Below are 22,981 nucleotides of genomic sequence, written 5' to 3'. Positions count from 1 at the left end.
GGCTCGGGCGGCTCGGGCCGGCGTGCGTGCGCAGCCGCCACGGCGACCGGCGCCGGGATGGCGCGGGGGCTCCCGGTATCGATGACTGCCGCGCTCTGCGCACCGGCGGTGACCGCCGCATGGCGCGGCCGGGGGAGCGTCCGGACGCCGCCAGCGCGGGCGATGGCTGGCGGAGCAGCCGCCGGCACGCACTGTGGCCGGTCACCGCGGAAAGGCCCGTCGTGGACCAGGCGTCCCCCGTCCAGGACGATCGTTCTCTCGATCACATCGGCCAGGCCGTCGAAGTCGTGGGATATCACGACCAACGTCAGGCCGGTGCGGACGCGAAGGTCCGCGAGCACCTTGATGAGGGTTCGCCGTGACGGGATGTCCAGCCCCGCCAGCGGCTCATCGAGAATCATCAGGCGGGGCTGGCGGGCGATCAGCCCGGCGAGCGCGGCGCGGCGCAGCTGGCCGCCGGAGAGGTTCTCCACCCGCCGGTCCCGGAACACCGCGGGGTCCAGGCCGACGGCGGCCAGTGCGTCGTCGGCGACGGCCGTGCTCACCCCGGCGGCGGCACGCACATCAGCACCTACGGTGGGTGCCAGCAGCTGGAGCCGGGAGTGCTGCACGGCCAGTCCGATCTCACCGGGACAGGCGGTCAGCGGCCGGCCGGACATGTGGGCATCGCCTTCGGACGGGCTGAGCAGACCGGCGAGGACGGCCGCGAGCGTCGACTTCCCCGATCCGTTACGGCCGTTGATCACGATTGATTCGCCGATGCCGAGCTGGAAGGACACGTCGGTCAGCGCCCGGTGTGCCCATGGTGATCGAGGGGAGTAGATCTGCCCGACACCGTTGAGGCAGACCAGCGGTGACGCCTCGGCGTTCTGGCACGGGCCTGGGGGTGGGCCTGGGGGTGGGCCTGGGGGTGGGCCTGGGCGCGGATCCGGGCGGGGATCGACCGACGCGCGGGTGGTCGGGCCGGCTGCCGCGCCGTCCGCCGGTGTCATCCGGCCGCTGTCGAGAGTGATGCGGCGGTGTGCGCGCATCGCCTCGGCGCGGCGGTGGGTCACGTGCACGACCGTGACCCCCTCTTCGCCGGGAAGCCGCGCCAGCAGCTCGGTGAGCTGCTGGCGGCCGTCGGCGTCCACCATGGCGGTGGACTCGTCGGACACGAGCAGCCGCGGCGCCCGCGCGAGCGCGGCCGCGACCGCCAGCCGCTGTAGCTGCCCGCCGGACAGCGTCGCGGTTTCGTGGTCGGCGAGCTGGGCGAGCCCGACCTTCGCCAGCAGAGCCTCGACGTCGACCGTCCGGCCACCCTCCGGCAGGCCCCACACGATGTCGTCGCGGACCCGCACACCCAGTACCTGCGACTCCGGCCGCTGGAAAATCATGGAAGTGCCGCCAGGCCGGCCGAGCGCGCAGTCACCGGGCCGCAGCACCTGTCCGTCGGTGGGACTCCAGCCACCGATGATCCGGGCGAGTGTGGACTTCCCGGACCCGTTGCTCCCCAGGATCGCCACGAACTCCGCTGGCCGGATGGTGAGCGACACATCGTGGACGGCGTCCCGCGCGGCCCCCGCGTAGCGGTACGTCACCGATTCGAGGCGCACGGGAAGGGGCCGCGGCTGCGCATCGGGCTGTGACTGTGAGTGTGGCCGCGAGTGCGGCTGTGGGCATGGCCGCGCGTGTGGCTGCGGATGGTGCGGGCTGCCCGCCGTCCTGCGCCTGGGTATCCACCCCGGCGGGTTCGGCTGGTCGGTCCGGGCGGATGGCGCGCTGGCGGCGAGGTGGCGCAGCACCGGCCGGATGACCACCCCGGCGGCGAGCACGTTCACCGCCGTGTTCGCCAGCAGCGTGATCGGTAGCAGCGCCCACCAGTGCGTCGTGCCCCACCGGACAACCCAGTCCGCCGCCGCCAGCCCGGGGCTGTCCGGTGTTATCCCGAGCCGCGCGATGCTGCTCCGGGCGCCGTCCCAACTGTTGATGATCTCGGCGAGCAGCAGCCCGCGCAGCTGGGTGAGAACGCCGAACAGCGCGTCCATGACAAGCGCGACCGGCACCCACAGCGTGCCGACGGTCACCGCCGCCGTGCGCAGGAGACCCCACCGCCGACGGTGGGCCGTGCCGAGCACGGTGCCGTTCATCATGCAGGAGGTGATGGTGATCGCGAACCCGGTGCCGCCGATGAGAACGGCCACCGCCATGGCCGTGAATATCGCCGTGCTGGCCGCGCGCAGCCGCCAGCGCGCGGCCAGCACCGCAGCCGGGACCGCCGCGGGGATCGTCAGCACCCAGCCGAGCGGAAGGAAGCGCGCGGCCAGGCAGATAGCGATCACCAGGTCGACGAGGACGGCCGCTTCGACGATTTCCGGCGCGCGCAGGTGACGCCCGGCCGGGAGCACACCGGGTGCCTCCGCCCGCCCGGTGAGACCGGCCCGGCCGGTGAGGCCGGCGGGTGCGGAGCCGGCGGACGGCATGTTGGGCGGCACGGTCGGCGTCAGTCCCCGGCCCTGGTCATGACCGGCCTGGTCGAGAAACCGGCCACCACCGGCAACGCGCTGGCAGGTCCGGACCGAGGCCGTTTCGTGTTCGGTTCCCGTTTCCGCAGGGTCACTTACCACTCCCCGTCGCCGCCACATCGGACATCCAACTGTCGCATGGCGGCGGCGCGCTGTCCGAGTTGCCTCCGCCGATCACATCATGGCCACAGAAGATTATTGAGAGCGCCCGAGGACAGGACTGTCCGGCTCGCGGCTCCCCGCGCCCCGCCCGGCCGCGTTGTCGTCAGCCGGCGCCCAGCACCAGGGCGCCTTCCGTCGCCGCCTTGCCGGACCGGGCGCGGATGGGCCGCTCGCGGGTAGAGACGGTGGCTGGTGGCGCGGTCGATGCCGGACCGGGCGCGGATGGGCCGCTCACTGATCGAACGCCCTGTCCTCGGGCGCTCTTATGGCGGCGGGCCGGTCAGCCCAGCGGGCGGAAGGAAGCCTGCTGGATGGCGGGCGGCTCCGTGGTGTAAGCGGCGAGTGTGCGGGCCAGGTCGGTCGGGTCGATACCGATGGCATGCATGTTGCGGGCGAGGTCGCCCATGACGGACAGCGCGTGGTGCAACAGCACCTCGGCGATACCGGGAGGCTGGCAGATCGCCAGCCGGAACGCGTGCGCGGCGTCGTTGTCTCCGGTCAGCGCGGCCAGCGCGCCGACGCGGACCCGCTGGCTCAGTGATTCCCAGACGCCTTCGCAATGAGGTGCCTCGGCACTGCGCCACACTCCGCGGTAGGTCAACGACCGGATGACCGCGTGTGGCTGTTCACCGGTCCGTAGGTGCAGCGTCACCGCCCACATCGCCAACAGCCAGCTCAGCGAGCGCAGCAGCCGGGTGGAGTCGACGGCGAGCCGGCCGGCCAGCGCTTCTTCCGCCGCACGCCGTGTGGATGCGTCCGCCCAGGCCTGGACTAGGCGTTCGGCCTCCACGATATCCGCGATGTCCAGCTCGGGCGTACATGGTCGAGCAACCGCGGCGGCCCGGTGGGACGCGGTGTCGACCAGTGCGAGCGCGCCGGCATCGTGCAGTGTCTGCCAGGCAAGTCCTGCTTGCGGCATGCCCGCTACGGTAATCGCCCGTTCGTCGTCTGAGTCCCGCTATAGCGCAGATCACTAGCCTCTTCCATCGCATTGCCCTGTTCGCTGGTTGCTCTTCCAGAGGGTGACGAGTGTTCGTGGGCCGTTCCTTATGTCTTGTTTTGTGATTTTGTTGTTATTCGTCGTAAACGAGTGCTTGCTTTCTGTATGCATTCGGTGTGCCTCGCGGCGGACGCGCGGATGGCGCAGGATGGGTGCCGTGACTCGGGGAACGTTGCGTGTCTACCTCGGCGCGGCACCGGGCGTGGGCAAGACCTACGCCGCTCTGGACGAGGCCCACCGGCGTCACGACCGGGGCACCGACGTGGTCGTCGGCTTCGTGGAGACCCACGGCCGGCCGAAGACGGCCGCGCTGCTGGAAGGCCTGGAGGTCGTCCCGCGAAAGGAGATCTCCTATCGGGGTGCGGTGTTCACCGAGATGGACGTCGGCGCGGTGCTCGCCCGCAGGCCCGCGGTCGCCGTCGTCGACGAGCTCGCCCACACGAACGTCCCCGGCAGCCGCAACACCAAGCGCTGGCAGGACGTCCGCGAGCTCCTTGACGCCGGTGTCGACGTCATCTCCAATGTCAACGTCCAGCACCTGGAGTCACTCAACGACGTGGTCGAGAGGATCACGGGGGTGCCGCAGCGGGAGACCGTGCCCGATGACGTCGTCCGTGAGGCCGACCAGGTCGAGGTGGTCGACATGGCTCCGGAGGCGCTTCGCCGACGGATGGCGCACGGCAACATCTACGCTCCGGAGAAGATCGACGCGGCGCTGTCGAACTATTTCCGGATCGGCAATCTGACCGCGTTACGTGAGATTGCACTGCTGTGGGTAGCTGACAAGGTGGACGAGCAGCTCGACCGGTACCGCGCGGAGCACGGCATCGCCGGTACCTGGGAAACCCGTGAACGGGTGGTGGTCGCGCTCACCGGTGGCCCCGAGGGGGACACGCTGATCCGCCGGGCCGTCCGGATCGCTGACCGCAGCAAGGGCTCCGACCTGCTTGCCGTGCACGTCGCCCGGTCCGACGGTCTCACCGGCGCGAACCCACAGGCCCTCGCGCGACAGCGGGCGCTGGTGGAAAGCCTCGGCGGCAGTTATCACCACGTCATCGGCGAGAACGTCCCGGCCGCGCTGCTCGACTTCGCCCGCGCGGAGAACGCGACCCAGCTGGTGCTCGGCGCCAGCCGGCGTGGCTGGCTCGCGCAGATGTTCAGCCCGGGTATCGGTGTCACCACGACCAAGCTGTCCGGATCGATCGACGTCCACATGGTCACCCACGAGGAGATCGGTCGAGGCTGGCGGTTGCCGCGGTTCGCGCACGGCCTGACGCCGCGCCGCCGGTTGATCGCGGCCGCGCTGGTGGCCGGCCTGCTCCCGCTGCTCACCGTCGTACTGGCGAACTCCCGCGGTTCGCTCAACCTCACCACCGACGCTCTCACCTATCTGCTCGCCGTGGTGGTCGTCGCGCTGGTCGGTGGGTTCTGGCCGGCGCTGCTCGCTGCGGTCGCGAGCTCGCTGATGCTGAACTACTACTTCACTCCGCCGCTGCGCCACTGGACGATCGCGGAACGCAACAACGCCTTTGCGCTCGTCGCCTTCATCCTTGTGGGGATCATGGTCAGCCGAGTTGTCGATCTTGCCGCGCGCCGGTACGCCCAGGCGGCGCGGGCCTCAGCCGAGGCCGCGACGCTGTCCGTGCTCGCCGGCAGCGTCCTGCGCGGCGAGGACGCGCTGCCGGCCCTGCTCTCGCGGGTGCGCGAGACGTTCGGCATGACGGCCGCCACCCTGCTGGAACGATCCGAGCAGCACTCCGGCGCGGGCCGTGACGGCGGGAGCGTGCGCGGATGGCGGGTCGTGCACAGCATCGGGACCGACCCGTGCACCCGGCCCGAGGACGGTGACGTGGACGTCCCCGTCGGGGACAATCTCGCGCTGGTGCTGCGTGGACGTCCGCTGCCCGCCGCGGACCGCCGGATACTCGCCGCGTTCGCGGCCCAGGCCGCGCTCGCGCTCGAGCAGCGCCGCCTCACCGAAGCCGCGGCCGAGGCCGGCCCCCTGGCCGAAACCGACCGGGTACGCACGGCTCTGCTCGCCGCGGTCAGCCATGATCTGCGCACCCCGCTCGCCTCGGCCAAGGCCGCCATCACCGGGCTGCGTGGCGGGGACGTCGCCTGGACCCGGGACGAACAGGCGGAACTGCTCGCGACCGCCGACGAGTCCATGGACAAGCTCACCCGGCTCGTCGACAACCTGCTCGATATGAGCCGGTTGCAGGCCGGCGCGCTCAGTGTCTTCCCCCGGCCGGTCGGTGTCGACGACGTCATCCCGCACGCTCTCGACGAACTCGGCCCGCCCGCCCGGAACGTGGAGATCCAGATGCCCGAGGACCTGCCCGACATCCACGCGGACCCCGCCCTCGTCGAGCGTGTGCTGGTCAACCTCGCCTCGAACGCGCTCCGGTACTCCCCCGCGGGGACCCGTCCGGTCATCACCGCGAGCGCTCTCGACGATCGGGTCGAGATCCGCGTCATCGACCGCGGGCCGGGCATCCCGGCGGAGAACCGCGACCGGGTCTTCCAGCCTTTCCAGCGTCTCGGCGACCGGGACAACACCACCGGTGTCGGCTTGGGCCTGGCGCTGTCCCGCGGCCTGGCCGAGGCCATGGGAGGTTCGCTGAGTACCGACGACACCCCCGGCGGCGGGCTCACGATGGTGCTGTCCCTGCCGGCCGCGTGGTCCGTCCGGCAGCCGGTCCCTGCCCGCGCCGCCGACGACTGAGCGACCGCCCTGCCCTTGGCACCGACGGCCATTGACACGGTCTTGACACGGTCTTGACACGGCTATTGACACGACCATTGAAGTCGTGCTGGGAGCGTGTGCCGCCGGACGCCCGCGGGTGCGGTACGCCCGGCGACCGATCGTCGGGAGCCGGCCCGTCCTGCCGGCCGGCACCGCGGAGAACGAAGAAATGCGAAACGCTGGAAACGCGCATGCGCGGAGAACGCGATGGAAAGGAAGGGGGCGACGCGGGGCGCGTCAGGGCCGCTGCCGCATCAGTCCCTCCTGCGCGACGGAAACGACAAGCCGGCCGTCGGCGGTGTATATCTCCCCGCGGGTGAAGCCGCGTTCCCCGTACGCCGACGGGCTGTCCTGAATGTAGAGCAGCCATTCGTCCGCGCGGAACGGGCGGTGGAACCACATCGCGTGGTCCAGGCTCGCCAGCGAGATCCTCGGCCCTTCCGGTGTCCGGTGCGGGAGCACGGTCGTCGTGATCAGATGGAGGTCGGAGGCGTACGTGACCGCGCACGCGTGGTAGAGCGGGTCGTCGGGCAGCGGCCCGCGGGCGCGGAACCAGCGCCGCTGGTGGGGTGCATGCGGATCCCCGAGATGGGAGACGACCGGCGGCTGGACGGAGCCGTCCGGCGCGCTGCTCGCGATGGGCAGGACGTCCAGGTAGCGCCGGAAGAACGGCTCGACTCCCGGGCCGTCGGGGAACACATCGTCGGATGGCGCGGCCGTGTCACCGGGCGGCGGTAGCGGCGGCATCACCGGCATCGCCGCCTGGTGTTCGAGGCCCTCCGCCGTGTGGTGGAACGACGCGGACATGTTGAAGATGGCCTTGCCGTGCTGGATGGCGACCACACGCCGGGTCGTGAAGGAACGCCCGTCACGAATCGGGTCGACCTCATAGATGATCGGCGCCGCGGGATCACCCGGTAGCAGGAAGTAGGCGTGCAACGAATGCACCGGGCGATCAGCGGCAACGGTCTGACCAGCGGCGATCAGTGCCTGTGCCGCGACATGGCCGCCGAACACCCTGGTCGGTGCGGTGTGCCAGGACCAGCCGCGGAAGATGTTGGTTTCAATGCGGTCGAGGGTGAGGACCTCGGCCAGCGAGTCGGTCTCGGCGCGGGTCACCTGATCGACATTACCTACCCGGCGCCGGGACCCCTCCCAACAGGTCGATGACTGTGGCCTGGTCGTGCCCGGCGAAGGGGTTCGCCGCCAGCAGATGGCGCCGCCACAGGTCCTCGGCCGCGCCCGCTTCGCCCGCTTCTATCAGCGTCACCAGCTGGCAGTACGGATGGTGACGCTCGCCGTCGGTGTCCGGCTCCGCCGGCCCGGTGCCGGGGACCAGGCCGCTGCCATCCACCAGGCTGACGATATGGCGCAGCATGCCGGCGAGGACGATCAGGGTCTGGTTGCCGGCGAGCTCCACCAGCAGGCGGCGGAAGTCCGCGCTCGCGGCCTGTAGCTGACCGGGGCTGTTGTCGGCGGCCTCGACCGAGGCGAGGGCCGCCCGCAGCGCTACAAGATCCTCATCGGTGTGGCGTTCGGCGACCTGGCGGGCACAGGGCGGCTCGATGAGGGCTCTGGCCTGGTGGATGTCGGCGAGGGTCGTACCGCGGTGCTCCAGGACCAGCGCCGCGTAGCGGGCGGCCACGTCGCCATTGGGCGTGTGGACGCGGGCCCCGCCATGCGCCCCGCGCCGTACGCTGATCAGCGCTTCGGACTCCAGGACCCGGAACGCCTCGCGCAGCGTGGGACGGGAGACGCCGAACTGTTCCATCAGCACGGCTTCCGGGGGAAGCGCATCGCCCTCGACCAGCTCGTTGCGCACTATCTGGCGCCGCAGATGCGCGGCGACCAGCTCAGCGGTCTTGGGTACGCGTACCTGTCTGCCGATGCGGCTCTCGCTGATCACCGCTTCACCTGGGCCGGCGGTGTCCGCCGGCTTCGCGGACGCGGAGATGGCGACCGGTCCGGTCGTCGCGATGTCGGTCGCGTTCAGTAACGCCATGATGATCGGCCCTCCAGATACATCCAGCTGTGGGCGGACGGGGCATATTCCCGTGGTCGCACGTCAGCACCCTTCGTTTGAAGATCATACTCTTGGCGTTGGCGATGTCACCAGAAGTGCTGGCGAGGTTGCATTGTGACATTACAAGTCACTGAAGTGTGCGAGGGGTGGCAGGATGACCGCGAAGCGGCGGAGTTTGGTGGCTGATTGTTATCGATAAGTGCCGATAGCTACCGTGATGTCAGCGCGCTTCGGGCTGGCTGGGCGGCCGGGGAACGGCCGGTATATGGGCGGCCGTCCGCGGCCTCAGCCAGGCCACCCCGGCGTTCGGTGCGCCCCACTGGCATTTCCGCGGCAATGCCGGAAAACGTGCCCGTTCTCAACGGCCGGACGCGTCTCAACGGCCGGGCGTGTGGGAGCGCCCGGCAATGGGGGGTGTGGATCAAGGAGTGGAGCCGGGGTGCGCGCATCGCGCGGCGATGCCGCGTCCCTTCCTGCCGGAGCCTCTTATGGCGTGCTTCTGTAGCCAAATGGCCGTAGCGTCGTCATCCATGAGCGACGACCGAATCGCGACTGTCGGCGTCGAGGAGGAGTTTCACATCCTCGATCTCGCGTCCCGCCAGCTCGTACCGCGGGCCAGCGCGATCCTTGACCGCCTTCCGGCCGATCGCTTTGCCGCGGAGCTGTTGAAGTCCGTGGTCGAAACCAACAGCCGTCCCTGTACCGATCTTGCCGACCTGCGGGCCGACCTGCTGGACCTGCGGCGTGAGCTCGCATCGGTGGCCGAGCCGCTCGGCCTCGGTCCCGCGGCCGCGGGAACTGTCCCGCTGGTCGATCCGGGCGTGCTGGAGATCAGTCGCGACCCGCGTTATGAACAGATGCTCGCCGATTATCAGCTGCTGGCCAGGGAACAGCTGATCTGTGGCGCTCAGGTGCATGTGGACGTCGCGGACCGTGATCTCGCTATGGCGGTGGTCGCCTGGATCGCACCGTGGCTGCCGATGCTGCTGGCGCTGTCGGCAAGCTCCCCCTACTGGAGGGGCATTGACAGCGGGTATGCGAGCGTACGCACCCTGGTCTGGCAGCGGTGGCCGACCGCTGGCGTCGCCGGTTCGTTCAGCACCGCGGCCGAATACGATCAGCTGGTCGCCGATTTGATCAAATCGGGGGTGATCAGCGATCCGGGCATGGTCTACTTCGACGTCCGCCCATCCGCCCACCTGCCCACGGTCGAACTGCGCATCTGCGACGCATGCCCAGACGTCGACAACGTCATTCTCATCGCGGGCCTGTTCCGTGCGCTCGTCCGCCGGGCGATCCTGGCGATCGGGATCGGTGTACCGGCACCGCCGCCGCGTACCGAGCTGCTGCGGGCGGCCACCTGGCGGGCGGCGCGATCCGGGATCGAGGGCGACCTGGTCGATGTGGCCGGGGCGGCTCCGGTACCGGCGTACGATCTTTTGTGGCGGCTCATCCACGAGGTTCGGAACGAACTTGAGCATGCCGGTGACTGGGAGCTGGTGACCGATCTCGCCCGGCAGGTGATCGGGCGTGGCAGCGCAGCGGCCCGGCAGCGGCGGGCCTTCGCCCGGCGCGGGCGGCTCAGCGACGTTGTGGATCTTGTCCTGGCTGAGACGCGCGACGCGCCGCTCGCAGTGCCGGGGCAGGTGCCGGGCCGTGCCCCCGGTACGGCGGTACAGCCCGGCACCGCGCGTCAGGCCAGCCTGCTCAGCGGATACCACCCCGATGGTTACGACGAGGTGGTCGACACCGGCGGCGCGGTCCGCGCTCCGTACCGGGCCGTGATGCGGACCCTGGACCGCCTCGGGCCGGCGATGCTGGCCGAACTTGTTGAGGCCCGTGGCGTCGAGCAGGTCCTGCGCGGGGTGGTGTTCCGGGTGGCCGGAGATGACGCGGCGCGACCATTCCCTTTCGATCTGGTGCCACGCATCGTCGACGAAGCGGACTGGTCGCGGCTGCGGGCCGGCCTGGCACAGCGTGTCAGGGCGCTTGAGGCCTTCCTGCACGATGCCTACGGCGAGCAGGCCGCCGTAGGCGACGGTGTGCTCCCGGCCTGGGCGGTACACAACGCGCCCGGTATGCGGGCCGCTGGCTTCGCCGTGCCCGCGAACGCTATCCGGGCCACCGTCACCGGCATCGACCTGGTCCGTGATGCCAACGGGAACTGGTTCGTCCTGGAGGACAACCTGCGGGTGCCCTCCGGCGTCGCCTACGCCATCGAAGGCCGGCGGCTGACCGGTTCCGTGCTGCCCGATCTGATCCCACCAGGCGGGATTGCCGGGCTCGACGGTGTGCCCGCGCTGCTGCACGAGGCGCTTGTCGCGGCGGCCCCCAGCCGGGCGGCGGGGGAGCCGGCGATCGCGGTGCTCACCGACGGGGCGGACAACTCGGCCCACTTCGAGCACGCCCTGTTGGCGGAGGAGATGGGGGTCGCGCTTGTCGAACCGGCCGATCTCACCGTCGGGGACGGCGCCTCGGGCACTGTGGTCCATCGCCTCGACCGGGGCCGTCGACGCCGTGTCGACGTGCTGTACCGGCGCTTCGACGAGGACGAACTCGCCACGGCCGTGGCCGCCGACGGCCTGCCGCTCGGCCCAGCGCTGATCGCGGCGGTGCGAGCGGGGACGCTCAGCCTCGCGAACGCGCCTGGTAACGGAGTTGCCGATGACAAGGTGCTCTACGCCTACGTACCACGCCTGATCAAATACTACCTGGGTGAGCAGCCCGTACTCGACGACGTCACGACCTACGTCTGCGGTGATCCCGAGCAGTGTGCGTACGTGCTCGATCATCTCGATGAGTTGGTGATCAAGCCGGCTGAGGGCTACGGCGGGGACGGCGTGCTGATCGGTCCGCGGGCGGACACGGCTGAGCTCGCGGCCGCCCGCCAGCGGATCATCGCTGATCCGCGCCGCTGGATCGGTCAGGAGCTGGTGCGGCTGTCGACCCATCCGACCTGGCATGATGGCCGTCTCCAGCCATGCTCGGTCGACCTGCGGGCTTTTGTCTACCTCGGAGCGGAAGCGGTGGTCGTACCGGCCGCGCTGACCAGGGTGGCTCCGGTTGGCAGCCTGATCGTCAACTCGTCCCGCGGCGGCGGCTCCAAGGACACCTGGCTGCCGCACTAGGCCGCACTTCACCGCCAGGTCGGCGGGCCGGAGGTCATGCATCGGCAACTGGCCAGGATCACCGAGGCTGTCGGCGAGCCGCACATCACGGTCCAGGTCATCCCGTACGCGGCCGGCGCGCACGCCGGCATGCTCGGGTCGTTCGTGCTCATGGACTTCCCGAACTCGGCCGACCCTGAGATCATCTACGTCGAGAGCATGGCCGGTGACCTGTTCCTGGAGGCCGAGGCCGACATCCGGCGGTATAGATTGTCCTTTGACAACCTCGCTGCCGTGGCACTCAGCCCCGACGACTCGACGAGCCTGATCGCCAGCCTGGCAGCGGAGGGCAAGGAGTGAGAAGGTGCGGACCGTGCAGCAGGTGGATCTCTCCGCAGCACTGTGGCGCAAGAGCAGCTACAGCGGCGGCAACGGCCAGTGCGTTGAGGTCGCCTTCTTGGACGCCGGGCTAGTCGCTGTGCGTGACTCCAAAAACCAGGGCGGACCCGTTCTGATCTTCGCTCCGGGCGAATGGGATGCGTTTCTCGGCGGCGCGAAGGACGGAGAGTTCGAGCGGCCGTAGGAGCCCGCTGTAGAACAGCCAGTGGAGTAAAAGCGCCCGAGGATAGGGCGTTCGGTCAGCGAGCGGCTCATCCGCGCCCGATCCGGCAAGGCGGAGGAGGAAGGCGCCTTGGTGCTGGGCGCCGACTGACGACAACGCGGCCGGGCGGAATGCGGGGAGCCGCGAGCCGGACGGCCCTATCCTCGGGCGCACAGGGGCCGTACCGACGGCATCGCCTGCGACAGCAGCTCTTGGGCGCAGTCGGACGGGAGAAGGTGCCCTCATCGCTCAGGAGACGATCTCCCGTAGCAGTTGGTCGAGCGAGCCCGCTCCGGTGTCGCGCGTCGGTCCACTGCCCTGAGTACCAGGACGCAGCAACGACCGGTCCGCGCAGGCGGCCCGCAGAAACGCGACCAGGCCATCCACGTCATCGTGGACGACATGGTGGAAACGGGCGGCACCCGGGATCACCAGGAGCGCCGCGCTGGACGGGCAGATCGCGATGACCGGGGTGCCGACGGCGAGGCAGTCATACGCCTTGGCCGGGATGCGTGACTCCACGGCGCTGGCGCGGTCGAGGGTGATGACCGCGGCATCCGCGCGGGCGAGTCTCGTGTAGAGCGCGGGGCGGGAGATGGCGGGTTCGCGGGCCGCCCGGACGGCGAAGGTGGCGGCTGCGTCCCCAACGACGGTGAGCGTGGCGGTCTCCGGTCCTACGCGGTCGAGCGCGGTGGCAAGGATGCCAGGCCCGTTGCGTCCATACCAGTAGCCGCCGAAGACGAGATCGAGCGGTGTGCCGTCACGACGCCGGTCTGCCGTCGGTTGCGGCACGTCGGCCAGGTCGGCGGGATCGAACCCGTTCGGAACCGAAAAAATCTTGTCGTTTGGCACTTCCAGCCGTGCGGCGAGCAGGCGCCCGAAGGCAGGGCCTCCCGCGAAGGTCACGGCACGGGCTCGTCGGAGGGCGACGCTTTCCAGAGCTCCGGTGACCCGCGCCAGCGCAGGGGGTGCGCTCGGGCGCTCCACGGATCGCGGTAGTCCACGACGACGGGCAGCCCGCGGCGGATCAACGTCGCGGCGGCGAGGAGGGAGAACGGGGGGACGGAGACGACAACCACGCCGTGGCGCACAGCTCGCAGCGCTGGCAGCGAGCGCCAAGCCACGGCTGGCCGCACGTCGCCCTCGATACCCGCCTGCTCCAGCGCCTGGCCGACTGACGGCGGCAGGCGATCCACGACGGCTTGGATCGGCGACTGCCGCGCCGGTGCTACGTCGAGCACATCGACGTACCAGCCGCGAAGGGTCAGACCTGCCCGCAGCGCGGCAACGCGACTGCTGACCGCTCCAGGTGCGACAACGCCAGTCGTCACGAAGGTGACCTGACGTGGCACCTACATCGTCGCCGTTGCGGTGGGCGAATCCTCCAGATCGGAGTTCCTGGCGTCCTCCGATCGGCCGTAGGCCCAGATCCTGGTGGGTGTGCCGAGCAGGCGCAGCGGATGGGCGCCAAGGAGGGTCAGCCCGCGCGGGTTCCTGGGCACGGGCGGTGGCACGAGGACGACGACCCGTCCGTCGGGACGGGTGATCCGGGTGAACTCGCGCAGCGCGTCACGCAGCCAGGCATGCGGGTCCCCGTCAACCGTGAACTGTTTCCCGAACGGGAGGTTGCTCACGACAGCATCGAAACCGCCGTCGGGATGCGGCAGCTTCAGCGCGTCGGCCTGCTCCACGTGGATTCCCGGGAGGTTCGCGCTGGCGATGTCGACCGCCTCCGGGTCGACGTCCGAGCCACGCGCCTGCCAGCCGATGTCGAGCGCTTCGCGGATGATCGTTCCTGACCCGCAGCAGGGGTCCAACAGTTCGCCGGGGTTCTGCCCAGCCAGGCGGACCATCGCGGCGGCGACGACAGGACGCAGTGCCCCGTGGCGTTCGTTTTCCCTGCCCTCACCGTGTTGCCGCATCCGCCGGTCGGACAGCCGCAGGCCGGCGAGGAAGTGGCCCTTGCGGTATTCGAGTACCCAGATCTCCAACTCGGCCGGGTCGGCAGGGCGCCACCGCGGCCGATGAGTGGCGATCGTGTCGGTGACGGCACGGCGTAGTTCGGTCCGCTTGAAACGGCGTTCGTCCAGAACCCTGGTGATCACGCGATAGGTCATCGCGGAGCCAAGGTGGCGGACGAACCGGACCCAGACCGACAGTGCCCGTTCCAGGCCGGTACGGGTGACGAGTGCCGCGGCGACCTGACGAGGCCCTGCGTTGCCGTCCGCTTCGCCGATCGTGGTGAACACGTCCTCGGCGAGCCTGAGATCAGACAGCTCCCACTGGGCTCCTCGGCGCGCCTGGAAACGGACGATGTCGGCGCGTCCGTCGAAGCCGGGCTTGTCGTCGGGGTCCAGGCCCGGATGGTCGGCGATCTCGGACGACAGGAGCCCGCCCAGGCCGGGCAGGGTGGCAGCGAGGAACCCGGGGGCGCCCGGACGAGGCTCTGCCGGGTTCCGCGTCCTATCACGGTGACCGGCCATGACCCCCAACCTACCAATGATCTGTCGCGGGTCGGTGAGCCCTCATCCTGGGGCCAGGACTTCGCGGAGATGCCGAGGGGAAGCGCCAAGATCGAACTTGTACGGCTCGTCACCCCGTCCCATCTCGATCAGACTGACTCCTTCCTGGATCGCGGCGGCGGCTGCTTCGGCGAGGAGCTGGTGGCTCGGGCAGTAGCCGGCGAACTCCGGGTCGAAAGTGCTCATGTAGAGCAGGTCGGCCGAGCCCAGCCGGAAGTACAGGGCCTGCGCGATGGGGCGGTCCAGGTACAGAAGCTGGGCAAGCAGGCAGCGGCCGGTCCGGGCGAGCCCGCTGGCGGCGGTGGCGAGGAACTCGGGGAAACGAGGCTGGCGGTCCATCACCGGGAGTTCGTCGAATCTGCCGCGCGTCCGCCATGCAGCGAGCCGGGCGGCGACGAACTCGGGGATCGCGTCGTGGAGGTGGGTGGGTTCGGTGATCCTGGTCATGGTGAGAGGGCCGGACCGCTCGCAGGCGCGGCGCAGCCGGCGCAGTTCCCGCCGACGGCCCCGGGACCAACCGGGGATGCACGCCAGCGAGCCCCACGCCGGGTCCGGTTCGCGCAGGTGCAGGACCGGCGCAGGAGTGCCGGGTCGGTTCGGCGCGAAATTGACCAGGACACCGGCCGGCCGGACGTCGGTCAGGAGGACCGACGCAGTTGACGGAGACCGCGAGACGATCTCCCGGACGAGCCGCGCCACGGCTGGCCCGGCGTGCGGTGACTCCGGCCGTAACCGGACGTCGTGCTCGTCCCCGAGTGGGCTCCCCGCCCAGGTCAGTCCGTTCGCGCCGGCTGTCAGCGGCAGAATCCCGAGCGGACCGCTCTCGGCGGAGTTGGCAACCAGCAGCCGAGGCGAGCCGAGATCGGGAAAGAACCGCCAGGCGGCGAGGCACCAAGCCGGCGAGGTGAAGACGCCGCTGGCACCGTCGGCCGGCATCTCCTCCCAGACCGGAGCGTGGGCGCTGGCCTCCGCGAGCGTCGTGCACGTCGTGACGTCAATCATGGGCTGACTGGAACGGGCGGTAGTCGAAGCGGCCGAAGTAGCCGCGGAGCAAAGGAATGATCTGTTCCTGGCCGGAGAACGCCAGCTCCCGCCCTCGGATCTCGTTCTCCCAATGCACGGGAGTGGTCCAGATCCGCTGGTCGGAACGCCACGTGGTGGCCACCGAGGCCGGGACGAACTCGACGAGCGACAGCCACACCTGCTTGGGGACGAACAGCAGCTCATCGTCCTCGTGGAACACCAGCCAGCGGTGCTTCTCGTATCCGGGATACCGCGGTGTCAGCGGCCCGACGTCCACGTCGAAGGTGCACTCGATCCACACGGATGGAACTTCGACGTAACCGCGGCGGGCCACCCTACTCAGCTCGCGGCACACCGCGATCGGGTCGCGAACGTCCTCCAAGGTCTGTCCGCAGAAGGCGAAGTCGAACGACTTGTCGTCGAACGGCCAGGGGGTGTCGCAGATGTCGAACTGGTGCCACGTCGAGGCGTCGTACCGCTCGGGTCCAGGGCCCAGGCGACCGCCGCCCGCGCGGGTGTCGTACGGCAACAGGTCCACCACGTGGTCAGCCCGGTTGAGTGGCTTCCACCATCCGCCGACGTCGACTACCTGATCGTCAGGGCTGACGCGGGCCAGCGCCGCGGCGAGATTGTCCGGATGTGGGTCAGGAAAACGGATCAGATCCATATCGCCCGAATGCTACGATCCTCCCGTCTCGATGCCAAGGGTAGTCATGTTGTGACAGGGGGGATGGATGGTGGGCGGTGGCCGGGGCCAACGGGTGCTCTTCCTCACCCACCACCTCCCGTGGCCAGCTTCCAGCGGCGGGCGGCTACGCGAAGCCCAGCTCCTGGGGCGGCTCGCCCACCGATTCGACATCGACCTTGTCGCGATCTCGAAGGTTCCGGAGGCTGACCGCCGCGCGGTCGACGAGGCCCTTGTCCGGGGAATTCACGCGCATGTCTTCGCAGCGCACCAGTCGCCTCGCCCGCGCATCAGCCCGCATGTCAGACGGCATCGGTCCGCCAGCGCGCGCGCTCACCTCGCTTCCTGGTGGTCGCGCCACCAGGACTGTCTGGTTCACGTGGAAGGGCATTACCTGCTCGGACTGCTCCCGCCCCCGGCCCGCTCGTGTGCCCTGGTCGTCGAACACAACATCGAATCGGCTCTTTTCGGGCAGCGGGCAGACCTCGCGACCAGCGGCCGGGAACGCCGACGACTACGCAGCGCCGCCGCGCTGACGCAGGACACGGAGCGCCTTGCCTGGCGGACGGCGGCGTCCGTCGGAGCGATCACCCCCGAGGACTGCGCCGTGATCCGTCGGCACGCACCGTTCGCCGCGGTCCACCACCTGCCGAACGGAGCCGATCATCTGCACGCCGCACCCCTCCCATGCGCGGACAGGGACGCGGCAGTCAGCGACCTGCTGTTCGTCGGGAACTTCGCCTACCTGCCAAGCCAGGATGCGGCCAGATGGCTTCTTACCGCGATTTTCCCGGCGGTGACGGCGAGCCGCCCTTCGACGACCCTCACCTTCGCCGGCTCCGGTCCACCGGCATGGCTTGTCGAGGCCGCTCGTGTCGACCCGCGGGTGAGAGTCACTGGCCCGGTGCCCGACCTCACCGGATGGCTGGACGCCGCACAGGTCGTCGTCTGTCCTCTCCGCATCGGCGGGGGCGTGAAGGTCAAGGTCCTGGAAGCCCTCAGCCGGGGACGGGCAGTCGTCACGACATCGGTGGGCGTCCAGGGCCTCGGCGAGCTACCGGCAGGAGCGGTCCTCGTTCGAGACGACGCCTCTTCGATCGCCCAGTCCTGCCTGAGCCTTCTCGCGTCGGCCGAGATCCGCCGGTCCCAGCAGGAATGCGCACAGGACGCGGTGCGACTGCTGCCCACCTGGGACCAAGCCGCCGATGCGCTGGCCCGAGTATGGGGTTCGTGGGCCGGTGTCACCCGCCGTCCTGACCTGGCTGTCACACCCCGATGAGCAGCGGAGCGCGCCGGGTCCTGCACGTCATCGTTCCGCAGAAGGCCGGAGCGGTCGGCGGAGCCGACCTTCACGTCCGCGACCTCGCCGTCGCGCAGCGCCGGGCAGGAAGCTGGCAACCGCTGATCCTGGCCCCGCGAGCCACCGCTCACTATCTCGGTCTGCTGAGTGAGGCGGGTCTGCCCGTCGTCACCACGCCGCCGCATGGCATCCGCGGTCTGGCGGAGCTGCCCCGCAGACACGGCGTCGCGCTCGTTCACGCCCACGGCTACGAGGCCAACTACCTCCTCGCGTCCATGCGACTGCTGACCGGCACGTGGCGACGCATCCCGGCCGCGGTCACGGCGCACGGCTGGATCGAGACGACGCGATGGCTTCACCTGAAGTCCGCGTTGGACCGCCGCAGCGGTCGCGTCGCCGCCATCGCCTTCGCCACAGCCCACCGGCATGTCCACCAGCTCGACCATCCGGGCCGGACCGCCAGCATCGTCGTCCACAACGGCATCGACCCGCCGGACCCTTCGCGCCTGGAAGACCTGCGCCGGAACCGTCAGCACCTGCGGCGTGCCCTCGGCGTCCCGCCGGACTGCTTTCTGGCCGGGACGGTTGGCCGCCTGTCCCAGGAGAAGAGACTCGACCTCTTTCTTGAGGCAGCTCGATCCGTGGCGGCGGTCAGCCCCGCCGCGCATTTCCTCATCGTCGGCGGAGGAAGCGAACTGCCGCATCTCCGAAGTATCGCCGCCGCGCTCGGTCTCGACCAGCGAGTGACCTTCACCGGCCTCGTGGACGACACGACCTCGATCTACGCCGCGCTCGACGTCATGCTGCAACCCTCCGACATCGAAGGCTCGCCACGCACGGTTGTGGAAGCCATGGCCCATGAAGTACCTGTGGTCGCTACCGACGTCGGAGACGTCGCCCACCTGCTCGACTTCGGGAACGCCGGTGTCCTGATTCCTCGGCGCGACACCACGGCCTTGTCCGCGGCGGTTCTCGACCTCCTCGGCAATGGAGAAAAGGCACGCGCGCTCGCCAAGCTCGGGCGCCAGCACTATACGCGGAATTTCACGCTCGACCGGATGTGCGGAGCAGTCGCCGACGGCTACGATCTTGCCTTCGACGGGAAAGACGCTCCCCAACGTGCGGGGAAGCCAACGTGACCGGTGTCGACGGCACGCAACTGATCGTCTCTCCGCATCTCGACGACGCCGCGCTGTCCGCGGGCGCGTGGATCGCGGAGCTGGCAAGCGCCGGGACGGAGATCCACGTCCTGACCTTGTTCGCGGGCTTCCCCACCGACAACGACCTGTCTCCGGTAGCACGGGATTTTCACGACCTCTGCGGCCTGCCGCATAACGGCACCGCCTTCGAGATACGGCGCGCCGAGGATGCTTCTGCCCTCACCATTCTGGGGGCACACGCCCACCACGCAGACTTCCACGACGCGATCTACCGACGCCGGCCGGACCGCGCCTGGCACTGCACCCACGGCCAAGCGATGTTCGACACCTCGCTTCCAGCCGAACCCAACCTACGATCGTCCCTTGAGGCAGCCATCGAGACGCGGTGCCACCGGCTACGACCCACCCGCATCCTGACCTGCGCGGGAATCGGCCACCACGTGGACCACCGTGCCACACGAGACGCAACCCTCAGCGTGGCCAGCAGACTCGGAATCGCGGCCGAGACCTGGGAGGATCTCCCATACGCTGCGGAGGCAACGGCAGAGCGTCCGGACGTCGCGGGCACACCCATAGTTCGAGCAGCAGCCCCTGAATCGTGGTCACGGAAGTACGCCGCCATAGCGAGCTACACCAGCCAGGTCCGGATGCTGTGGCCTCAGGGACAGGACTGGGTGGAAGCGCTCAATGAGCATGCTCTCACCCACGACGCGGATGGCGCCGGCGAACTCTACTGGACGGTAGAACAAGAGCCGGTACGGCCGGATACGCACCAGCCCCCCACGCAGATCACGGAACCCGGCAGGGTCCTCGACGATCAGACCGTGCCGGATTAGACTCCCCATGGTTCGAGCATTGAGCTTGTACACCGACGCGACGCGCGCCCAGAAGTAGCCGTGACCGAAACGATCCGCCCGGGAAAAGACCCAGCCCGTGCGCACGAGGATCAGCGCACGGCGCTGAAACTCCGACGGCCGCAGAGCCTTGCTGATGTGTGCATCCATGGGACCGACGGGTCGTTGCCCGAGTCCAGGACCACCACTGGGGGTGGGGTGTCCGGGGTCTGCCTGCCGGTAGCGGCCAGGTCAGCGAGCAGGCCGCGGATCTGGGTGAGGGCGACCTCGGCGTGGTTCTCGCCGGGGCGCACGCGGCGGGCCTCGATCGGGTCGGCCCACGACGAGCTGCCGGGTTCGCGATCTACTCAGTCTGGGATGAGCGCTACCGGGAGGCTGCCTTGTTGTCCGGGCTCACCGCTGGCAGTCCCCAGGACGCCTTGGACACCGCCTGCACCGTCCATCTCGCCAGCACCGATCAGTAGGTCGAGCCGGGTCCTCCTCGCGGGCGTTCGTCAGCCCCTCAAGGACTTCCGGCGGTGGTCACTAGGGCACCGCGGCAGGGCCTTACTGTTCGTAATGGTGACGTCATCTTCTGGAAACGCCGGGCGCCGATGGTGGTAGCCACGCCGTCGAGCGGCCTGGGATCTGGGGCCCGGGGCTTGGGCCGCCGGTGGCACGGCAGGCGGATGATCGCGCCACCGTTGGCCCACCGCGAAACCGATGAAACGACCGACAGGAGCGAGCATGTGCGGTCTGAGCGGGGAACTGCGGTTCGACGGTGCCGCGGCCGATGTGGACGCGGTGGCGAGGATGGCTGACCGGATGCGACCGCGTGGCCCGGACGCCAGCGGCGTGTGGGCGTCCGGGCCGGTCGCGTTCGGCCACCGCCGCCTGAAGATCATTGATCTGTCGGAGCGCGGTTCGCAGCCGATGATCGACAGCGAGCTCGGCCTCACGACCGTCTTCAACGGCTGTATCTACAACTACCGCGAACTTCGCGGCGAGCTTGCCGCCCAGGGCTATCGTTTCTTCTCGGCATCCGACACCGAGGTGATCGGTAAGGCCTATCACCGTTGGGGTGTCCGGTGCGTTGACCACTTCGTCGGGATGTTCGCCTTTGCCATCCACGAGCGCGACACCGGGCGGCTCGTCCTCGGCCGTGACCGGCTGGGGATCAAACCACTCTACGTGACGGCGGACACCACCCGCGTCCGCTTCGCCTCGACGTTGCCCGCGCTGCTCGCGAGCGGCGGGATCAGCGGCGATATCGATCTGGTCGCGTTGCACCACTACCTGTCATTCCACTCGGTCGTGCCGGCGCCGCGCACGATCCTCGCCGCCGTGCGCAAGCTGCCGGCGGCCACCGTGAGGATCATCGATGCGGACGGCTCGAGCGTCGACGAGCTGTACTGGCATCCGAGTTTCGCCCGTGACCCCGCGTATGAGGGCTGGTCGGCGGTGGACTGGCGGGACGCGATCGGTGAGCGGCTGCGCACCGCGGTGCGTCGGCGCATGGTCGCCGACGTCGGGGTCGGGGTGCTGCTGTCCGGGGGGCTTGACTCCAGTCTGATCGTGGCGCTGCTCGCGGAGGCCGGGCAGGAGAACCTCGCGACGTTCAGCGTCGGATTCGAGGCGGCCGGCGGCGAGCCCGGGGACGAGTTCGGCTACTCCGACGTCATCGCGAGCCACTTCGGTACCGATCATCACCAGATCCGGGTCGCCGGTGACCGGCTGCTGCCCGCGATCGAGGCGACGGTCGAGGCGATGAGCGAGCCGATGGTCAGCCATGACTGCGTCGCCTTCCAGCTGCTGTCGCAGGAGGTCTCCCGCCATCTGAAGGTCGTCCAGTCCGGGCAGGGCGCGGACGAGGTGTTTGCCGGCTACTCCTGGTACCCGCCGCTGGCTGGCGCCGAACGCGGCGAGGCGGTCGAGGAGTACCTGCAGGTGTTCGCGGACCGGTCGCACGGCGCGATCGAGGCCATGGTCGAGCCGGACTACCTCCTTGACACCGATGTCAGCCGGGCATTTGTCGCCACCCACTTCGCCGAGCCCGGCGCGTCGACCGCTGTGGACGCGGCGCTGCGCATCGACTCGACGGTCATGCTGGTGGAAGATCCGGTCAAGCGGGTCGACAACATGACCATGGCCGCCGGTCTGGAGGCGCGTACCCCGTTCCTCGACCATGAGCTCGTCGAGCTCGCGGCGGCCTGCCCGCCCGAGCTGAAACTCGCCGCGGGCGGCAAGGGAGTGCTCAAGGCGGTCGGCCGGCCGATCATGCCGGGTGAGGTCATCGACCGGCCCAAGGGCTACTTCCCGGTCCCGGCGATCCGGCACCTGTCCGGTTCCTATCTGGACCTGGTCCGGGAATCGCTCAGCGACCCGGTCGCCAAGGCCCGCGGCCTGTTCCGCGCCGAGTGGGTCGAGGCCATGCTGGCCGCGCCGAACGACAACCGGACCGCTCTTGGCGCGAACGCGCTCTGGCAGGCCGCGCTGTTGGAGATGTGGCTGCAGACCCAGGGGGTGGCATGATGACGGACTGGTTCCCGGCCGAGCCACGGCCGTTCGACGTAGCCGGCACCGGCACCGGCGCCAGCCCTGGCCCCGGTGATCTCGTGGATGACTGGGTGGCGGCGGCGAGCTGTTCGTCGCCGAGCCTGGGGCCCGCGGGCATGATCGCCTATGTCGGCGACCGGGACGGCACCCCGCGGCTGTGGTTGCGTGACGCGACCGGCAGGCAGCAGCCGCTGGACACCGGCGCCGGACATGTCCGGTCGGTGCTCTGGTCACCGGACGGCGGGTGGATCGCCGTCGTGGTGGCGCCCGGCGGCGGCGAGCACACCGAGGTCCGGGTTGTCCGTCCCGATGGCAGCGGGCTGCGTCGCCTCGCTGGCGGCTGGCATCCCGCCGTAGGCCCCCATACGTTCACCGGCTCGGAGGCCGGTGCGGCGAGCGCCGCCGGGCTCGGCCGGTGGACACCGGACGGCACCGCGCTCGCGATCTGCGAGTCCGTCCGGTCGGGCATGACCCACGCCCTGCTTGTCGACCCCGTGACGGGGCGGCGCGAGCACCTGGCCGCGGGCCAGGCGCTCGCCATCTGCGACATCGACGGCGACACCGCGGCCGGGTACCGGCTGCTGCTCCGGGACGGCCCGCGAGGGGTCCGCCGGCTCATCCTCGTCGACTGCGTCACCGGGTGCTGCCACCCGCTGTTGGACGGAGCCGGCACGGTCGGGCTCGGCCGGTTCGGCCCGGCGGGCGTGGCCGCGGGCGCCGGGAAGCTCGTCTACCTGCTCTCCGACGCCGGTCGCGAAC

At 69.9% G+C, this 22,981-nt stretch carries 18 protein-coding genes and 1 pseudogene; 10 read left to right on the top strand and 9 right to left on the bottom strand.

Annotation, left to right across the window (positions count from 1 at the left end; genetic code table 11):
• The coding region (locus MJ797_RS08165) for an ABC transporter ATP-binding protein (RefSeq protein ID WP_239333358.1) at positions 1-2,606 on the bottom strand (2,606 nt) is incomplete at its 3' end.
• A gap of 340 nt (positions 2,607-2,946) precedes the next feature.
• Positions 2,947-3,585: a hypothetical protein gene (locus MJ797_RS08160; protein WP_239333356.1), complete on the bottom strand. Its 639-nt coding sequence runs from the start codon at positions 3,583-3,585 to the stop codon at positions 2,947-2,949.
• 229 nt (positions 3,586-3,814) lie between these two features.
• Between MJ797_RS08160 and MJ797_RS08155 the strand changes: the two genes are divergently transcribed.
• Positions 3,815-6,391, top strand: a complete 2,577-nt coding sequence (locus MJ797_RS08155; RefSeq protein WP_239333354.1) for an ATP-binding protein — start codon at positions 3,815-3,817, stop codon at positions 6,389-6,391.
• Between the two features lie 258 nt (positions 6,392-6,649).
• Here MJ797_RS08155 and MJ797_RS08150 read toward each other — a convergent pair whose 3' ends face one another.
• Both MJ797_RS08150 and MJ797_RS08145 read right to left on the bottom strand, forming a co-directional pair.
• The gene (locus tag MJ797_RS08150) at positions 6,650-7,531 is read right to left on the bottom strand and encodes an acyl-CoA thioesterase II (RefSeq protein ID WP_239333352.1); all 882 of its coding nucleotides are present in this window, start codon (positions 7,529-7,531) and stop codon (positions 6,650-6,652) included.
• A gap of 10 nt (positions 7,532-7,541) precedes the next feature.
• The gene (locus MJ797_RS08145; RefSeq protein WP_239333350.1) at positions 7,542-8,414 is read right to left on the bottom strand and encodes a FadR/GntR family transcriptional regulator; all 873 of its coding nucleotides are present in this window, start codon (positions 8,412-8,414) and stop codon (positions 7,542-7,544) included.
• A gap of 551 nt (positions 8,415-8,965) precedes the next feature.
• Between MJ797_RS08145 and MJ797_RS08140 the strand changes: the two genes are divergently transcribed.
• From MJ797_RS08140 to MJ797_RS08130, 3 genes and pseudogenes are all read left to right on the top strand, one after another.
• Positions 8,966-11,563: a carboxylate--amine ligase/circularly permuted type 2 ATP-grasp protein gene (locus tag MJ797_RS08140; protein WP_239333348.1), complete on the top strand. Its 2,598-nt coding sequence runs from the start codon at positions 8,966-8,968 to the stop codon at positions 11,561-11,563.
• Positions 11,564-11,575: 12 nt separating this feature from the next.
• Positions 11,576-11,902 (top strand): annotated as a pseudogene (locus MJ797_RS08135) (DUF5753 domain-containing protein); the annotation flags it as partial.
• Positions 11,903-11,906: 4 nt separating this feature from the next.
• Entirely contained in the window at positions 11,907-12,125 is a 219-nt protein-coding gene (locus MJ797_RS08130; protein WP_374581724.1) for a DUF397 domain-containing protein, read from the top strand.
• A 267-nt stretch (positions 12,126-12,392) separates the two neighbouring features.
• Here the strand turns inward: MJ797_RS08130 and MJ797_RS08125 are convergent, their stop codons facing one another.
• Genes MJ797_RS08125 through MJ797_RS08105 form a run of 5 tightly spaced genes read right to left on the bottom strand, consistent with a single transcriptional unit; the run spans position 12,393 to position 16,355 of the window.
• Positions 12,393-13,049 (bottom strand): hypothetical protein, encoded by a 657-nt coding sequence (locus MJ797_RS08125; RefSeq protein ID WP_239333344.1) that lies wholly within the window; start codon positions 13,047-13,049, stop codon positions 12,393-12,395.
• Positions 13,046-13,474, bottom strand: coding sequence for a hypothetical protein (locus MJ797_RS08120; RefSeq protein WP_239333342.1), 429 nt, complete (start codon positions 13,472-13,474; stop codon positions 13,046-13,048). Before MJ797_RS08120 ends, MJ797_RS08125 begins: the two co-directional genes overlap by 4 nt.
• A 21-nt stretch (positions 13,475-13,495) precedes the next feature.
• Positions 13,496-14,626 carry a TRM11 family methyltransferase gene (locus MJ797_RS08115; RefSeq protein WP_239333340.1) on the bottom strand — a complete coding sequence of 377 codons (1,131 nt, stop codon included), beginning with the start codon at positions 14,624-14,626 and terminating at the stop codon, positions 13,496-13,498.
• Between the two features lie 42 nt (positions 14,627-14,668).
• Positions 14,669-15,667, bottom strand: coding sequence for a GNAT family N-acetyltransferase (locus MJ797_RS08110; RefSeq protein WP_239333338.1), 999 nt, complete (start codon positions 15,665-15,667; stop codon positions 14,669-14,671).
• A complete protein-coding gene (locus MJ797_RS08105; RefSeq protein WP_239333336.1) occupies positions 15,660-16,355 on the bottom strand; it encodes a class I SAM-dependent methyltransferase in 696 nt (231 codons plus the stop codon). The genes MJ797_RS08110 and MJ797_RS08105 overlap by 8 nt, the downstream gene beginning before the upstream one ends.
• 67 nt (positions 16,356-16,422) lie before the next feature.
• Here MJ797_RS08105 and MJ797_RS08100 point away from each other — a divergent pair, with 67 nt between their 5' ends.
• The 6 genes from MJ797_RS08100 to MJ797_RS08075 form a co-directional block, all read left to right on the top strand.
• Positions 16,423-17,652: a glycosyltransferase gene (locus tag MJ797_RS08100; protein ID WP_239333334.1), complete on the top strand. Its 1,230-nt coding sequence runs from the start codon at positions 16,423-16,425 to the stop codon at positions 17,650-17,652.
• Positions 17,649-18,812, top strand: coding sequence for a glycosyltransferase family 4 protein (locus MJ797_RS08095; protein ID WP_239333332.1), 1,164 nt, complete (start codon positions 17,649-17,651; stop codon positions 18,810-18,812). The genes MJ797_RS08100 and MJ797_RS08095 overlap by 4 nt, the downstream gene beginning before the upstream one ends.
• Complete coding sequence (locus MJ797_RS08090; protein ID WP_239333330.1) at positions 18,809-19,669, top strand: PIG-L deacetylase family protein; 861 nt, start codon at positions 18,809-18,811, stop codon at positions 19,667-19,669. The genes MJ797_RS08095 and MJ797_RS08090 overlap by 4 nt, the downstream gene beginning before the upstream one ends.
• 158 nt (positions 19,670-19,827) lie before the next feature.
• A complete protein-coding gene (locus MJ797_RS08085; RefSeq protein ID WP_239333328.1) occupies positions 19,828-20,151 on the top strand; it encodes a hypothetical protein in 324 nt (107 codons plus the stop codon).
• Positions 20,152-20,413: 262 nt separating this feature from the next.
• Complete coding sequence (locus MJ797_RS08080; protein ID WP_239333326.1) at positions 20,414-22,198, top strand: N-acetylglutaminylglutamine amidotransferase; 1,785 nt, start codon at positions 20,414-20,416, stop codon at positions 22,196-22,198.
• Positions 22,198-22,981, top strand: a 784-nt coding sequence (locus MJ797_RS08075; RefSeq protein WP_374581719.1) for a TolB family protein, incomplete at its 3' end; no start/stop codon positions are given. The genes MJ797_RS08080 and MJ797_RS08075, both read left to right, overlap by 1 nt.

It is taken from the genome of Protofrankia sp. CiP3, from assembly GCF_917627345.1.
GTDB lineage: Bacteria > Actinomycetota > Actinomycetes > Frankiales > Frankiaceae > Protofrankia.
This window is presented reverse-complemented; position numbering and strand designations above follow the sequence as displayed.